This is a genomic window from Okeania sp. SIO1H4 (assembly GCF_010672695.1).
Classification (GTDB): domain Bacteria; phylum Cyanobacteriota; class Cyanobacteriia; order Cyanobacteriales; family Microcoleaceae; genus Okeania; species Okeania hirsuta.
Genome location: NZ_JAAHGB010000002.1, coordinates 1 through 16,692, shown reverse-complemented (window position 1 = coordinate 16,692; position 16,692 = coordinate 1). Strand labels below are relative to the sequence as shown.

General features: G+C 34.7%; 12 protein-coding genes and 1 pseudogene. 12 read left to right on the top strand and 1 reads right to left on the bottom strand.

The window, feature by feature from the left end:
- The first annotated feature begins 23 nt into the window (after positions 1 to 23).
- The 3 genes from F6K06_RS00640 to F6K06_RS00635 all read left to right on the top strand — a co-directional run bounded on the left by F6K06_RS00640 (position 24) and on the right by F6K06_RS00635 (position 1,857).
- Entirely contained in the window at positions 24 to 1,220 is a 1,197-nt protein-coding gene (locus F6K06_RS00640; protein WP_287239150.1) for an LL-diaminopimelate aminotransferase, read from the top strand.
- Positions 1,147 to 1,365, top strand: coding sequence for a PEP-CTERM sorting domain-containing protein (locus tag F6K06_RS33670; protein ID WP_124155404.1), 219 nt, complete (start codon positions 1,147 to 1,149; stop codon positions 1,363 to 1,365). The genes F6K06_RS00640 and F6K06_RS33670 overlap by 74 nt, the downstream gene beginning before the upstream one ends.
- 348 nt (positions 1,366 to 1,713) lie before the next feature.
- Positions 1,714 to 1,857, top strand: coding sequence for a hypothetical protein (locus F6K06_RS00635; RefSeq protein ID WP_161565078.1), 144 nt, complete (start codon positions 1,714 to 1,716; stop codon positions 1,855 to 1,857).
- 609 nt (positions 1,858 to 2,466) lie between these two features.
- On the opposite strand, the gene F6K06_RS00630 is transcribed toward F6K06_RS00635, so the two are convergent.
- Positions 2,467 to 6,864, bottom strand: a complete 4,398-nt coding sequence (locus tag F6K06_RS00630; protein WP_287239152.1) for a response regulator — start codon at positions 6,862 to 6,864, stop codon at positions 2,467 to 2,469.
- Between the two features lie 237 nt (positions 6,865 to 7,101).
- Here F6K06_RS00630 and F6K06_RS00625 point away from each other — a divergent pair, with 237 nt between their 5' ends.
- From F6K06_RS00625 to F6K06_RS00585, 9 genes and pseudogenes are all read left to right on the top strand, one after another.
- Entirely contained in the window at positions 7,102 to 8,754 is a 1,653-nt protein-coding gene (locus tag F6K06_RS00625) for a cell wall metabolism sensor histidine kinase WalK (protein ID WP_124155470.1), read from the top strand.
- Between the two features lie 810 nt (positions 8,755 to 9,564).
- Complete coding sequence (locus F6K06_RS00620; protein WP_338043229.1) at positions 9,565 to 9,966, top strand: PAS domain S-box protein; 402 nt, start codon at positions 9,565 to 9,567, stop codon at positions 9,964 to 9,966.
- Positions 9,939 to 10,319: a PAS domain S-box protein gene (locus F6K06_RS00615; protein ID WP_124146439.1), complete on the top strand. Its 381-nt coding sequence runs from the start codon at positions 9,939 to 9,941 to the stop codon at positions 10,317 to 10,319. The genes F6K06_RS00620 and F6K06_RS00615 overlap by 28 nt, the downstream gene beginning before the upstream one ends.
- 108 nt (positions 10,320 to 10,427) lie before the next feature.
- Positions 10,428 to 10,730, top strand: coding sequence for a PAS domain-containing protein (locus F6K06_RS00610; protein ID WP_205127480.1), 303 nt, complete (start codon positions 10,428 to 10,430; stop codon positions 10,728 to 10,730).
- Between the two features lie 11 nt (positions 10,731 to 10,741).
- Positions 10,742 to 10,882, top strand: a pseudogene (locus F6K06_RS00605) (diguanylate cyclase domain-containing protein); the annotation flags it as partial.
- Between the two features lie 1,054 nt (positions 10,883 to 11,936).
- Positions 11,937 to 15,032, top strand: coding sequence for a UPF0182 family protein (locus F6K06_RS00600; protein WP_287239157.1), 3,096 nt, complete (start codon positions 11,937 to 11,939; stop codon positions 15,030 to 15,032).
- A 445-nt stretch (positions 15,033 to 15,477) separates the two neighbouring features.
- The gene (locus F6K06_RS00595) at positions 15,478 to 16,026 is read left to right on the top strand and encodes a protein kinase (protein ID WP_124146437.1); all 549 of its coding nucleotides are present in this window, start codon (positions 15,478 to 15,480) and stop codon (positions 16,024 to 16,026) included.
- 68 nt (positions 16,027 to 16,094) lie between these two features.
- Positions 16,095 to 16,346, top strand: coding sequence for a hypothetical protein (locus F6K06_RS00590; RefSeq protein WP_287308793.1), 252 nt, complete (start codon positions 16,095 to 16,097; stop codon positions 16,344 to 16,346).
- A gap of 29 nt (positions 16,347 to 16,375) precedes the next feature.
- Complete coding sequence (locus tag F6K06_RS00585; RefSeq protein ID WP_240039114.1) at positions 16,376 to 16,558, top strand: hypothetical protein; 183 nt, start codon at positions 16,376 to 16,378, stop codon at positions 16,556 to 16,558.
- The last annotated feature ends 134 nt before the right edge of the window (positions 16,559 to 16,692 follow it).

Genomic DNA, 16,692 nt, shown 5'->3' with positions numbered 1-16,692 from the left:
GTCAATTCAGAGGTGGAATCAAAATGCAATTATCACAACGTTTAGCCCCCCTAAGCTTTAATGTATTTGCCGATATGGACCGGGCAAAAGCATTAGCAAAAGCAGCAGGGCAAGATTTAATAGATTTATCTCTGGGGTCTTCTGACTTACCAGCGCCTTCCAAAGCTCTAGAAGCGATCGCTCAATCTTTGTCAGATTCTACTACTCACGGCTATTCGTTATTTTCTAACACTCAAGCTTTTCGGCAAGCAGCAGCTCAGTGGTATACTGATAAATTTGACATTCCAGTAAACCCAGAAACTGAAGTCTTACCTCTAATTGGTTCTCAGGAAGGTACGGCTCATTTACCTTTGGCTATACTTAATCCTGGTGATTTTGCTTTACTGCAAGACCCTAGTTATCCTTCTCATAGTGGTGGGGTGTTTTTGGCGGGGGGTCAAGTTTACCCTATGCCTTTATTGGCAGAAAATGGGTTTTTGCCAGTTTTGGCAGACATACCTCCAGCTGTCTTATCTCAGGCAAAAATGATGGTTTTGAGTTACCCTCATAATCCGACAACAGCGATCGCTCCTTTATCTTTTCTCCAAGAAACTGTTGCTTTTTGCCAAAAACATAATTTAGTCTTAGTTCACGATGCTCCATATTTAGACTTTGTTTTTGATACCTTTTCTCAAGCACCCAAAAAACAATCTATCGCTCCTTCTATTTTTCAAGCTGACCCAGAAAAAACTGTTTCTATAGAATTTTTTACTATGTCTAAATCTTATAGTATGGGCGGTTTCCGAGTTGGTTATGCCATTGGTAATACTGAATTGATTCAAGCTTTGCGACAGGTTAAAGCTTGTATTGATTTTAATCAGTATCAAGGCATTCTCAATGGAGCGATCGCTGCTTTGACTGGTCTTCAAGAGGTAGTTAGAGAAACTGTGGATATTTTTCGCCAACGTCGGGATGTGTTTGTTGGGGCATTAGATCGAATTGGTTGGCCTGTGCCTACTCCATCGGCCACTATGTATGTTTGGGCAAAGTTGCCGGAAGCATGGGCCAATAATTCTGTAGGTTTCTGTGTGGACTTAGTGAAAAATACTGGGGTTGCAGTAGCCCCAGGAGCTGGTTTTGGTAAAGCTGGAGAAGGGTATGTGAGGTTTGCTTTGGTTCATAAGTCGGAGGTTTTGTCAAGGGCTGTGGAGAAAATTTCAGTGTTTTTGCAGAAATGCTGAAGGTTCTCACGAAGGTCTCTACAATTTCGAGATTACATCAGCAGGTGGTATCTTATCTGAATCTGTACCTGAGCCTTCTAGTTTATTAGGTCTAATGACTATCGGTGGTTTAGTTGCTGCTACTAAGCACAAGTCTCAAAAGTAAATCATTCCAATAGCTTCTTTGCTTGTGAGTGAATAGTTTGACAGTATTAATATCATGTCCGGTTAAACAGTGATAAATAAATAACTAGGGAGTCCTCAGGAGTCAACCCACCCCTCGCCCCTCCCCCTCCCAGGAGGGGAAGTCAGGAGTCAGGAGGAAAGAGGAAAGAGGGAAGAAAGAAGAACAACTGGAGTTGAAGGAGAAAGTTTTTTTATAACTAATTATCCGGACATGATATAAGTCAGTATTATAAGTCAGTATTAAATGTATTAGGGAGTTTCAACAAAGCTCCCTTCTTTATTTAGGGATATTTTATTTTCATTGCAGGTGCAAAGAAATTAAACAACTGTGTTTTTTAAAGTTGCAACAAATGTATTGATTCTCAAGCGATCGCGAGAAAATGAGAAAATACTTATCCCACTTGATTCGGCAAGGGGTCTCCCGTTATCATCGGGCGATTTAACGGGAGGGGAATTGCCAACAGCAAATTAAACAGGTTACGCAAATAGGTTAGGACGTTTATAAATGCTCAAACTTAGTCAGGGATGACTTCTGACTTCTGTAGAGGCGAATGGCCATTCGCCCCTACTAACTTATGACTTGCCCGTAGCGCTATACTTTCCAGTAAACCTCTTTTAAAATAAAAAAAACCCTCTGATTGTTGAGGGTCTTAATTACCAATAAATATTTAGGCTTTTATTTAATTACTCTCTTCCAGCCAGAAGATTACCGATAATGTAATTTAAATACTACACAAATGTAACTCAGTCCCCAAGATGATTAAATCTTTACCAAATCGGGTATTTCGGTTATGCGATCGTTAATTATTAACAAAACCTACCTAAAACCCATGAATAAATATTGTACTGTGCAATTAATGGTGATGGGGGTGGGTTTATGATATTAATTTTGGGTATCATAATTGAACAGATGAACCCACCCCTACGAGTTGATTTTTGTGACTATTAATCATATTTCCTATTCCTTTGATATTAAATTGTTTCGGAAATAAAAATATATTTTCAGTTAGATTATTGGGTTGGGGGCGGGTTCATCTGAATAATTTGTAACAGCATTAACTTAACGCGGAACCTGCCCCTACTATTTCTGTCGCTCTATTTTCAAGGCAGCAATAACTTTTTCATACTCCACTTTAACCTGAGAAAAAATCTCTATTGCTTCTGTTGGAGTAGAATTTTCTGACTCATAAGCTAAACGAGCCATAATTTCTAATTCTTGACAAATTTTATAAAGAATCATTGCTCCTAGAGTACCACTAATAGACTTGAGAGAATGAGCAGCATTCTTAAGTATAAGTGGATCGGCTTGATTAATAGCAATATTAATATTCTCCAGAAGTTCGGGAGAAGTATCTAAATAAATATCTATTACTTCATCTAGAGCTTCTACTTCTTTTAACTCTTCTATTACCTTACTCTCAAGAATAGTCTGTTCTGTGAAAATGTGATTATCGTCTGGAACGGTTGCTGGAGATAAATTTGATTGTGGGAAAGTCAATTTTTCCTTTCCTTCTGACACAACAGACTTAGCTTTACTTAAAGCTTCTATAAGTTGCTCCATCCGTATTGGTTTACTAATATAATCATCCATTCCTGCAGCTATACATTCTTCACGATCGCCCTGCATAGCATTAGCTGTCATAGCAATAATTCGAGGTCTTCGCTGAGAAACTTTTTCAGGATGTTCTGTGATATTTTCATATTTTTGCCGAATACGACGAGCAGCTTCTAGGCCATCCATCAAAGGCATCTGTACATCCATCAAAACCACATCATAAGGCAAACTAAATACAGCTTCTAAAACTTCTAAACCATTACTAGCAACATCAGCACGATATCCCATGCGTTGTAAAATTTGTAAAGCTACTTTTTGATTAACTAAATGGTCATCTGCTAATAATATTCGCAGCGGTAATTGTTCTGCTAATAAAGGAATAGTTTGAGAATTCCATTTACTATTATTGTTTGTGATTCTAATTTCAATACCTTTACCAGAAAAAATATTTAGTAAGATTTCATAAAGCTGAGATTGTTTAACAGGTTTATTAATAATGGCTGCAAATAATTGATAAAAATCATTAATTTCTTGCCTACGGAAAGAAGTCAAAATCACTAGAGGTAAATCCCGATACATTGGATTTTGACGAATTTTATTTGCTAAAGTTAAACCATCAATTTCAGGCATCTGCATATCTATAATTGCTAGATCAAATTTGTACTTTTTAGTCATTAAATCTAAAGCATGAGTAGCATTTTCAGCAGTGCTAACTACCATCCCCCAAGATTCAGTTTGTTTCAACAAAATTTTTCTATTTGTAGTATTATCATCAACTATTAGTATTTTTTTGTCTATTAAACTATGTCGATTATTATCTAAATAATTAGTTTGAATTAATTGATCTTTGACAGTTTTAATGCTACATTCTGTGACTATTGTAAAATAAAAATTTGAACCTAATTTTTCGTTGATATACTCTAATTTTTCATCTAAAAACTTATAGCCTGCTGGGGGATTACCTCCAACTGCACCCATACTTTCAACCCACATTTGACCACCCATCATTTCAGCTAATCTTTTACTAATAACTAGTCCTAAACCTGTACCCCCATATTTCCTACTGGTAGAAGAATCAACTTGACTAAAAGACTTAAATAAACGATTCATGCGAGTAGCAGGAATACCAATACCTGTATCTCTGACTGAAAATTGTATTTCATATACGGGAAAAATATCACAATTATCAAATTCTGAGCTATTTTTTGCCTTTAAATTCTGTGAATTTTCTTCTGCTTCTAGCCGTCTACTGCTAACAGAAACTAATACCTCGCCATTAGAGGTAAATTTCACAGCATTGCTCAAAAGATTAACTAAAATTTGACGTACCCGAGTAATATCTCCGATAATAGTAGTTGGAGTTTCTGGAGAGATGAAATAGACAAGTTCTAAATTCTTTTCACTAGCTTTTGCTGCTAACAAGTCAACAGATTCTTCTAGACAATGTTGTAAATCAAAAGGATTTGCTTCTAAATCTAGTTTCTCAGATTCTATTTTTGAGAAATCAAGTATATCATTAATGAGTGTAAGTAAAGTCTCACCACTACTACGAATAGTCTGGACAAAATCTTTTTGGTCTGTTTTGAGAGGAGTATCTAATAGTAAACCAGTCATGCCAATAACTGCATTCATCGGGGTTCTAATTTCATGGCTCATAGTAGCTAAAAATTCACTTTTTGCTCTCGTTGCAGCGAGTGCTTCATCTCTAGCTTTTGCTAAATCATTAGCGGTTTGTTGACGTTCTAATTCTCCACCTATCCACTGAGCCATTAGTTTTAATAATTCTTTATCTACAGCTTTCAAAGGTTCATTTAAGGCTTTAGGACTCCAGAAATTGAGAGTCCCATAAACTGAGCCGCCCACCATAACTGACGTTCCCATATAAGCCTCGATTTGGAAAGCCATATCTACTGTGATACAAAAACCTGAATATTGAATAGATTCAAAACATATTGGCTGTTCTGCTATTGCTGCAAAAATAAATGTTTTTTCTAAGTCAAATTCTTCTCCTTTCAAAATAGAATTATCTGGAGTTTTAGCTGCAACAATAGTATATTTATTATCTTCAATTCTAGACAATACTCCTATTTCTAGGCCGAATTTTTGACAGCCCATTTCTAATAATTTTTGGAGGCGGTCATAAAAACAGAAGATAATAGAATTATCTTGATTTGTACCTTGACAAGGAGTAGAAGTTATTTCGTACAATCTCCGAATAGCAGCTTCACTTTCTTGTAATTCTTGTTCTCTTTGTTTACGGTCAGAAATGTCACGAGAAACTGCAATTATTTCTTGTACTTTCCCCGTTTCAGGATCGCGAATTGTACGAGCGGTGGTTTCGAACCAAATATATTTACCTTTTTGACAAAGAACGCGGTAGGCAATAGTGTAAGTTACGGGATTGTTAATAATAGTGTGATAAGCTTTGGCAATTGCTTTAATATCTTCAGATGCAAAAAACTCTTTTGGATGAGTACCAACAATTTCTAATGGAGAATATCCCATCAGGTTGCGACAAGCGGGGGATACATAAAGGAAAACCCCATCTGGAGAGTGACGAGAAATCATATCAGTGGAGTTTTCTGCCATTAGTCTATATCGTTCTTCGTTGTCTTGAGATTCAAGTTGAGAATGTTGTAAAGCTTCTAGCATTTTATTCATAGTCTGAGCTAGGTTTGACAACTCATCATCCCCTGGCATTGGTACGCGCATTGAAAGGTCTCCACTAGAAGCTATTTTATTAACTATTTTGTTTAATTTTGAAATACGAGAGACTAACAATTTTTCTCTGAGTGCCAGCATAACGATCCCAAAAACTAGACCTACTATTACCGATGAAAAAATAAAGTAACTCCAAAACGAGGGACTGTGGTGGCGGATAATTCGATCTACTTCTCTTTGTAAAATTAGAGGAGGTTGAGTATCGATATCTTTGACAGTTCTATAACCATTTACTCGATCGGAATTGAGCGGTTCTAGGACTATTTCTGAAGTTTTCAGTTGCCGATCAATTTGTTGCGAGTTATTTTCCCACCGACTAAAAGTTAGTGATAATTTTGTTAATTCAGCTAACTTTGCTATTGTTGCATCATTTAGATAGCACCCAACAATGAGGATGTTATTGTTTAGATGGCGTTGGTGAAAAGAGGTATGATGTCTTGTCCGGATAAGAGCGCAAACAAAAAACTTTCTCCCTCTACGACTCTTTCTTCTTCTTTCTTTCTTCCTGACTCGGTCCGACTGACTTCCCCTCCTGGGAGGGGGAGGGGCGAGGGGTGGGTTGACTCCTAAATAATTAAGATTAATATCATACACTAATTCACCAAGGACGTTTAGACTATCTATTTCATTCAAAATAGGAGTATCAGCGATCGGGAGATAAGTTTCTGGTAAAAGAATAATACCTGTTTGCTGACTTATATTTTTACCTATCGGTAGATATTTTTTTAAGTTCTCAGATATTAGTATTTCTGTTTGTTGACTTCCATCGAATTCTTGACTAAATAAAATTTCTCCTCGAGCATTAAGTAGTAATAGAAAGTTCAGTTTTTGATTAATCCAAAAATTATCGAATGAATTAAAATCAATAAATTTATTTATATTATTGGACTCTAGTTTATTCTGATCAACTAACTTTTTTGATAAGGCAAATATTCTATCCTGTTTTACTTTTACAGATAAATTAGACATCTCATCATCTAATAGATTTAATGCCCTTGCTACATCTAGATAAACGTAATCGACTTCCAAATTTTGGCAGCCATAAAACAATATCATTGATGCTGTAATAAACAACACCACTATCAAACTAGCCATCGCCGTACTAATAACTATTAATGTTTTTTGACGAAGTTTCATCGGGTCTTTCCCTATTGCTCTTATGCAACAAACCACTACAAATTCTTGTAACTCTTGTTGGAACATAAGAATTATGAATTAGTGATTCGCTTTTCCCTAATGGTTACTACCCTAGACATGATTGTGTCTAAAAGTGTTCTTTAAATTTTCTATCCTAGAAATAGTTTCCTAATTACAGCGTAGCAATTTCAAATAGCAAAAGGTATGAATATCTCCACAAAATTATCAGGGTTTTCTCAGGATATGTAGCTAAATTAATGACAATTGTAGTTTAAATATTTTTTACCCATAATTAAGTTTAAGATGAAGTTTATCGCTAAATGGCCGAAAAATCTCAAATTAGGGCGGTGGAAACTCGAGCCATCTTCTTTGCAGACACGCCTAACATTGGGTATTGCATTATTTTCAGTATTAGGACTAGGGAGTGTAGCCTTGTGGACAAGTTGGAAGATGCAGCAATTGTTGATAGTCACTCATAAGCATAACATTGAGCAGATAGCTGAACGTTTTCCCAGAGATGTTGAAATGTACAGTGAAACGTGGTATGTCAAGAAAAGTTTACAGAAAGCTATTGATAATTTAACATTGGCCAATGTATTTATTTGGGTCAAAAATCAGCAAGGTACTGTGATAGTTCAATCACAAAATTTCCAGAGTGACAGTGACCATTTTGTTTTAAAATCTTTAGCTGAAATGCCCTCAAAACCCTTAGTTTATCCAATAAATGGACGCTATTTTGTGTTTTGTGGTGGTCCTTTAACAGTTAATGGGATGAATGTTGGTAAACTTTATATCGCTCTAGACATTTCCCGCGATCAAAAGATGCTAGTGACGATGGTTATGAGTTTAAGTGTGGCGAGTATTTTGGCAATAATTGGAGTAACACTTGCTATAACTGTCTATATTCAACGTTCTCTCATACCTCTGCGTCATATTAGTCAACTTGCTGATAATGTTAATGCCGATATTCTAGATCGAGCAACAGTTTCTTTAGAACGCGCTCCTAGTGAAGTTAAGGAGTTGGCGAGAACTTTAGATACTATGTTGGGCCGGTTGTCTGATTCTTGGGAACAGCAAAGGCAGTTTGTGAGTAATGTTTCTCATGAGTTAAGAACTCCTTTGACTATTGTTTCTGGTTATCTTCAGAGTCTTTTGAGAAGGGGTAATAATTTAACGGAGATTCAGAAAGAAGCTATTTCGATAGCTTCTGGGGAAGCACAACGTACTGTTGAATTATTGAAAGATTTGCTGGAGTTAGCTAGAGCAGATAGTGGACAAATTCATTTTCATTTAGAAGCGGTTGTACTGAATGATTTGGTAGCAGAAGTAGTGGAAATGGCTAAACAGTTTAGTGGTCGAGAAATTATTCTGAGGTTTGGTAATGGAAGTGATTTTGTTAATCTAGAGCAAATATTTAGTGATAATAAAAATTCAATTATTACAGAAAAAAGTAATCTAGTCTCTGCCCAGATTGGCAACTCTAAAAAACTAAGTTTAGAGCAAAATATCAATAATAATTATATTGCTAGTAAATTAAGTTTAAAATCAAAAAATATTGTCGGTAAATCACAATATCAGATTGATAAAACTATAAATTTATCGTTAATTGAAGTCATGGTAGACCGCAATCGCTTCAAACAGGTTTTACTAAATTTAATTGATAATGCTGTTAAATATTCTGGTGAAGATTCTCCTATAATTTTAAATTTGTGTCAACAAAGTGGTGAAGCGATCGTTCAGGTATGTGACAAAGGTCAGGGTATTTCTTTATCACAACAAGCTAAGATTTTTGAACGTTTTTATCGAGCGGATGAAGCTAGAAATCGTTCTGGTGGAGCTGGTTTAGGTTTATCTATTGTTAAAACTTTGGTAGAAGGAATGGGAGGAACTATTCAAGTTTATTCAAAGTTAGATCGAGGCAGTATATTTACTGTGAAATTTTCAGTGAAACAATAGCTTTTGTTGTTTGCAATTATAGCGGTTTTCACATAGTATATACTACAGCTATCAAGTATTTTTATACTCCCTATTCCCTGCTGCTTGTTCCTTAGCTCCCGCGCGCAAAAATAATTTTGTAGTCTACTTAAATGAAAAGCGCTGTAAGCATTTATCTTTTTCTTTTGGGTTTAATACCCCGCTATCTACACGCTGTTTACAATTGGTTGGGGTTTGTAGATACAAAGTGCTAGGTCGTTGACTATACCCATCCACTTTTTCCTTCTTCCTTATTCCTTCTTCAAGGAAATTGATTTGTACAGCTTAATTTTAATCTTTCCCTGTTTCGGAAAATTCTCTAATACCAATTTGATAAATATTTGCTACAAATAACTAGATTATTTATTAGGAGTCAGGAGGGAATAAAGAAGCAAGAATGAAGAAGCAAGAATAAAGAATAAAGAGGAGAAAAAGAAGACAGAGGAGAAAAAGGAGAAAGTTTTTTTTATCACTAATTATCCGGACATGATATAACAATCTTATTTGAGTTTTTAGGTCTTCTAGACTTTTAGGAAACTCTTAACTGGAAATAGGAAATAGGGAATGGGAAACACCGAAGCAATAAAATTTTTATCAATCATTCCTAATTACTATATATAGCAATCTTATTTGAGTTGTGAGATATTGTAGATTTTAGGGAATAGCGGTGTGACCCCGCGTCGGCGTTAGATGCAAGCGATCGTTAGCGCAGCTTCCCGTAGGGTGGGATGGCGTTTTGCTCCGCAAAATATCAATCTTTCAAGAAATTGTACAAAATGATAGTACAAAAAAATCTCCTATTATGTTGATATAACAAAATGCAAAAAAACTGAAAAAAAATTAAAAAATTCAGAGTTTAAGTACCGTGCATTTATGCAAGATGTGGGTGAGGCAATTTTAATTGCTGATTTACAGGGAAAGATTATAGAAGCTAACTATAAAGCTACAGAAATATTGGGTTATCACAGAGAAGAACTTGTGCAAATGCACGCCAAACAAATCCATCCACCAGAAATACACCAAAAAGTAATAGCGACAATACTGGAAACAGCAAAAAATGGCAAAAATTTTATACCAAATATTCTAGCTTTGAGGAAAGACGGCAATTGGATTTGGATAAATATTATCATTTTCTTTGTGGGTTTAATACCCCATCGTCAACGGGGGTGTTCAAAATTACTTGGGGGAGCGTAGACGCGGAGCGGCCCTTCGTTGACTATCCCCATGTAATTTTCCTTCTGTCTCCTGTCTCCTGTCTCCTGTCTCCTGTCTCCTTCTTCAATTATAAAATTATTCAGTTAGAGAATGATGAAAAATTTTATCAAGTAATTTTTCAAGATATCACTTCCTATGTTTTAGCTGAAGCAGTAATAAAAGAAAGTGAAGAAAAATTTCGTGCGACTTTTGAACAGACTTTAATGGGAATATTTTTTGCTACTTTATCAGGAAAAATATTCCGAGTTAACCAAGTATTTAGGAATATTTTTGGATATAGTAATGCCGATTTATCAAAGTTAAACTTGGTGGATATTATTTATGCAGAATAACGGCAAGATTCTCAAATTAATTTACGCTCTCTTCTGGCATAAAATATACAAAAATATTCAACTGATAACCATTTAATTCACAAAAAAGGTAAAATTATTTGATCATATTTGAATATATATTTAATCAAAACTTCCCAAGAACCAAAATATTTAATTGACTTGATTAAAGATATTACTGAGCGTAAACAAATGGAATTAGATTTAAAAAAAAGTGAAGAACGTTGGAAATTAGCGTTGCGCGGTAATAATGATGGTATATGGGATTGGAATATTAAAACTAATGAATGTTTTTATTCAACCCGTTGCCAAGAAATTTTAGGTTATACAGAAACGGAGATTTTTAATCATGTAGATGATTGGAAAAATCGTATGTATCCTGATGATATTAATTTAGTAATACAGTCTATTTAAGAACATCAAGTTTAGGAGTATCTAGTATTATCCCATTTACTGAAGCCACTTATCAAAGTTTAATTGCAGGAGCAGATCGAGCACTTTATCAAGCAAAAGAAAAAGGTAGAAATCAGGTGATTCCTTATGTAGGTGATATAATTATTAATTAACTAAAAGATCGAACTTAAAATTTAAAATTATATTTTATAATTTTTGACAAGTCTTCCTATCCGACTCAGGAGACTAATATCAAATCCCGTAGTATTGGTGTAATTAGATAAAGAGTGCGGGGACTCACCCCTAACCCCTCCCAGGAGGGGGAAATCTTGAAAGATTTGGCAATGGCGCTCAGATGGAAAATTTTTTTAGACCAAATTCAAAGGATTTGATATAGCTTATTAAATGCCTTTTTATATCATGTCTCTTTAAATAACCGCTTCGGAAAAATTTAGGGAGTAGGGAGTAGGGAGTAGGGAGTAGGAAGTAGGGAACAAGGGGAAATTTAAAAAATATTTTCTCTCAAGAGAAGAACATTTTTATTATGGCTAATTAATGAGACTTGATATTGCTACTTAGTATTGATGACTGACTACTCTCGTTCCTGCTAATACTAATTTGATGTGAGACTGCACAGAATGAGGTATTAGGTCGTATATCTTAGGTATTGGGTGTTATATCAAATACGGTTGAATATTTATTATATAGTTGGGAGCGGCGGAGTGAGGGAGTAGGGGAGTAGGGGAGTAGGAGGAGGTTAAATATTGAAGTAATACCAATTTCATAAACTGAAACAACACTTGTAAAAGTATCTATCAAGCTTGAAAACTAAGGTGTCAAGTTATGTTTAGTCTGACTTTAGGAAATTGGTATAATTATAGGATTATAAACAGATATTATATAACAGGATTCTATGTGCAATTAACCGGATTTGATATTATACAAATTTTATGTGAGGTGGCACACAATTATGAAATTTATTAACTTGTCTATCTCGATATACACTCAATCCCAATCAATATATTATTCTATGCAGCTTCTTATTAATTTGGTATAATCTCATATCCGGATAATTAACGATCAAAAAACTTTTTCCCTTCAAGCCTTTTCTTCCCTTCTGCCTTCTACCTTTCTTTCTCCAAAGTTTAAGTATTCAACCAGACATGATATAAGTGTATATAAACTCAATAAAATTGCTATAAAACAACTAATCGAAAATTATAAACCATGAAATTAAATATTATTTACAAGCTAAAACTTAGGTTATCCAAAACACTAGAAAAACTCAACTTCCTACAGATATTAATTATATTTGTCATTCTCTTAGGATTGTGGGCAGCATTTGATTTATCGACTAATATATTGGCTGAATTTTTATGGTTTGAAGAACTTAATTATTTGCCCGTACTAATAACTAAATTGCAAACAGAAACTTTATTATGGATAATTACTTTTGTAGTTACATCAGTCTTCTTTTTAGCAAATCTCAGACTAGCGAGTATATTTAAGTATCCAAAAAATCACAATCGAAAAACCAAAGTATATGAAGAAATAATGCTAATTCCACCAGTAACTATGCCATCAAGTAAATTGCGTATTGAACCCTCATTTAGTCTAGGCTGGTTGTTATGTTTAGTATTAGGATTAATTTTATTAATAGGACTGATTCTAACCCATTATATTCAGGTATTTACTGATTACTGGTATCCTGATTTCACAGTTGCAAAGGTATCTCCACAAATTCCTTCAGAATTTAGCGTAGAATCAATTTGGCAAATATTCAGTCAAATACCGTCTAACTGGTGGCTATTAGGATTATTTATTGTATTAGGTATTGTTATCACTGTTAATCCTATATTATGGTTAAGTATATTTGCGATAGTACTAAGTTTAGTTTTTAGTTTTATTCTTTCGAGTCATTGGGGAAATATATTACAACTATTTAATGCTACTCCCTTTCCTGAAAGAGAAGATTTATTTCATATCAATATCAGTTTTTATGTTTTTCAAATTCCCGTTTTACAATTATTAAAATTTTGGTTGGTCGGATTATTTTTATATGGACTGGTTGCTTGCACTCTCATCTATTTATTGTCTGGAAATAGTCTAAGTAAAGGCAATTTTAATCAATTTTCCCAACAACAACAACGACATCTTCATGCTTTAGGTGGAGGTTTGATATTAACCATAGCATATAGTTACTTTCTAGCTTGTTTTGAATTACTTTACTCTCAGCGTGGTGTCATCTATGGTGCTGGTTACACAGATGTCAAAGTTCAGCTTCCTGCTTATATATTTTTGGCAGTTTTAGCATTATTAATTGCATTATTTTTGTTTTGGCAAGCAATTTTTTCTGTTAAAAATATTCAGCCTTATATTGAAGCCAGTCTCCGATTTTTGCGTTTGAGTCGAAGAAGGAAAAAAAAGAGAAAATTGAGTGCAAAACTGTTTGCTAATAGCTATTCATTAAGGGCTATATTAACATGGTATTTAGCCATCGCAGCAGTAACTGGTTGGTTATTACCAGAAATTGTACAAATAACCATCGTACAACCTAACGAAATAGAACGAGAAAGTCCATATATTAAACGTAGTATTAAATTTACTAGAGAAGCATATTTCGATCCAGAAAAATTAGAAGTAAAACTATTTGATCCAGAAAATAAACTTACCTATACTGACTTAATAAATAATAAATTAACCATTGAAAATATTCGCCTTTGGGATACAAGACCAATTTTACAAACGAATCGACAATTACAAGAAATCAGACCATATTATGAATTTAAAAATGCCGATATAGACCGCTATACATTCCTGAAGAAAAAAGAAGAAAGAACAAAAAATAATCCTACCGAAAAACAACAAGTAATCATCGCAGCTAGAGAACTAAACTATGAATCTGTGCCTCAACCAGCACAAACTTGGGTCAATGAACATTTAGTCTATACTCATGGCTATGGTTTTACTCTTTCTCCAGTTAATCAAGTTGAAGAAAGTGGATTACCAGAATATTTCGTTAAAAATATCGGACCAGATCCAACTCTTAAAAAGAATAGTACCTTAGAAGTATTAGAAAGGATTAGATTCAGTATTCCTATTGGTAAACCTAGAATTTATTATGGAGAACTTACCAATACTCATGTCATTACTTCCACTGCGGAAAAAGATAGAGAATTAGACTATCCCAGTGGAGAAACAAATACCTATAACACTTATAGTGGCAGTGGTGGTATTGTCATCGGTACAAGCTGGAAAAGATGGGTATTTGCTAAATATTTGAAGAACTGGAGAATGTTATTCACTAATAAATTTATACCTACAACTAAAGTCTTATATCGCCGCAATATTAATGCCAGAGTTCGATCGATCGCTCCATTTCTACGTTATGACCAAGACCCATATTTAGTAGTAGCTAATCCTCAATTCGGCAAACAAGATGTTACTCAAACAACTCCCAGTTACCTCTACTGGATTTTTGATGCTTATACTACAAGCGATCGCTATCCTTATTCTGACCCAGAAAATAACGAATTTAATTATATTCGTAACTCAGTAAAAGTTGTAATTGATGCCTACAATGGCTCAGTAAAATTCTATGTTGCTGACCCTAAAGACCCAATTATTACAACCTGGAAAAAAGTTTTTCCTAATATGTTTTCTCCCATAGCAGAAATGCCAAAAAGTCTCTATACTCATATCCGTTATCCAGTAGATTTATTTAAAGTACAATCCGAACTATTGGCAACTTATCACATGGATGACCCCCGTGTATTTTATAATCGGGAAGATTTGTGGCGAGTACCTATTGAGATTTATGGTAATCAACAGCAGAAAGTAGAACCTTATTATTTAATTACAAAATTACCAGCAGAAACTTCAGAAGAATTTATTCTTTTTCTACCCTATACTCCAGCAAGTCGTAATAATTTAATTGCTTGGTTGGCAGCTAGATCGGATGCACCAAATTACGGTAAATTACTTTTATATCAATTCCCTAAACAACGATTAATATATGGTCCTGAACAAATTGAAGCTTTGATTAATCAAAATCCAGAAATATCGCAGCAAATTTCTCTTTGGGATCGTCAAGGATCGAAAGCAATTCAAGGAAATTTATTAGTAATACCAATTAATCAATCCTTACTCTATGTGGAACCGATTTATTTAGAAGCAGAGCAAAATAGTTTGCCAACTTTAGCTAGAGTTATTGTTTCTTATGAAAACCGAATTGTAATGAAACCAACTTTAGATGAAGCATTAAAAGAAGTTTTTGAAGTAGAACCATTAGAACAACCCTTAGTTGTGCCACCTTTGGAATAGGTCGATGAAAAAGGAAGAAGGAAGAAGGAAGAACAGGACTTACACAAATTAACCTTGAAAACGCCATATGTAGGGGCGAATGGCATTCGCCCTCACTGGATTTAGTTTCCGTGCGTAAATCCTGAAGAAATTAAATTTATTCTATTTAGACTAATAACTAATAACTGAAAAAGCTGATAACTGAAAAAAGGGGGGGGGTTGACAAGAAAACTTGACATGGTATTATACTTATAATGGAAAAAGTGCGCTCATATATACTCAAATAACTTAGGCCAAAAAACTATACATGCCCACTAAAATAAAGAATCATTAATAATGAATGAGTTGAATTCTTTAATTGCTAATTGTTGAAGAATAGCTGATAACTGATAACTGAATAAGAAGAAATCTAATAACTGGTAACTAATAACTAAAAAAGCTGATAACTGATAACTGATAACTGAAAATGCAGTCTGGAAAAATCTTGAGACAACGTTACAAAATTATCGACTCTCCTCTAGGAAGTGGAGGATTTGGAGATACCTACTTAGCTCAAGACCTAGACCTACCAGAAAATCCGAAATGTGTAGTTAAACATCTCAAACCTAAAAGTTCAGACCCAGGAGTTTTGCCTGTTGCCCAAAAGTTGTTTGAGACAGAAGCAAAGACCTTATACAAATTAGGCAAAGACTCAGACCAAATACCAAAATTATTTGCTCATTTCCAGGAAGGAACAGAATTTTACCTAGTACAAGAATATATAGAAGGGCACGATATAAGTAAGGAACTGACCCCGGGGAAAAAATTAAGCGAGTCTTACACTATCACCTTACTCACAGGAATCTTAGAAGCATTAGCAGTAGCTCATCAAAATAATATTGTTCACCGAGACATCAAACCACAAAATTTGATGCGTCGTAAGTCAGATCAAAAAATAGTATTAGACTTGTCGCTTTATAACTTCAAAAACCCCCAAAAACCTTGTTATATAAGGATTGTAGCTATTGGTGGCTAAAAAGGCCTTGAAATTATTGCTCTGTCTAGGTTGGAGCGATTTTTTCCCTCTATTTAGCGACAACTCTATTGATAGACTTTGGCGCAGTAAAAGAAATAAGTGTATTGACTACTTACCAAAAAGGAACGACTACTTTTACTGTAGCAGTCGGAACACCTGGATATATGCCAGGCGAACAAAGTAACGGTCAACCAAAACTGAGTAGCGATATCTATGCAGTGGGAATGGTAGGAATAAAAGCACTGACAGGAAAAGATCCCCACAACTTACAAAAAGACTCCAAGACTGGAAATGTATCTGGCGAAATGAAGCACAAGTAAGTAACCGTCTGGCAAATGTATTAGATAGGATGGTACATGAATATTTTCCCATGCGTTATGAAAATGCTACGGCAGTCTTAGAAGCTTTAGGTTTTACAACTTCACCACCCACACCACAACCAACACCAGCACCAAAAGTTAGTCAAACAAAAACAGTAGTAGTAAAACCTCCACCCCAACCTAACCAAAAGTTAGTCAAACAAAAACAGTAGTAGTAAACCGTTCTACTAAACTTACCCAAACTTACCCATGAATGATTGCATGAGCTTTGGAGCTAGCTTCCTGTTTCCCAGAAGACCACTGACTATTGTCTGCAACTTATCTTCTCCACAGGCTTCAAATCGGT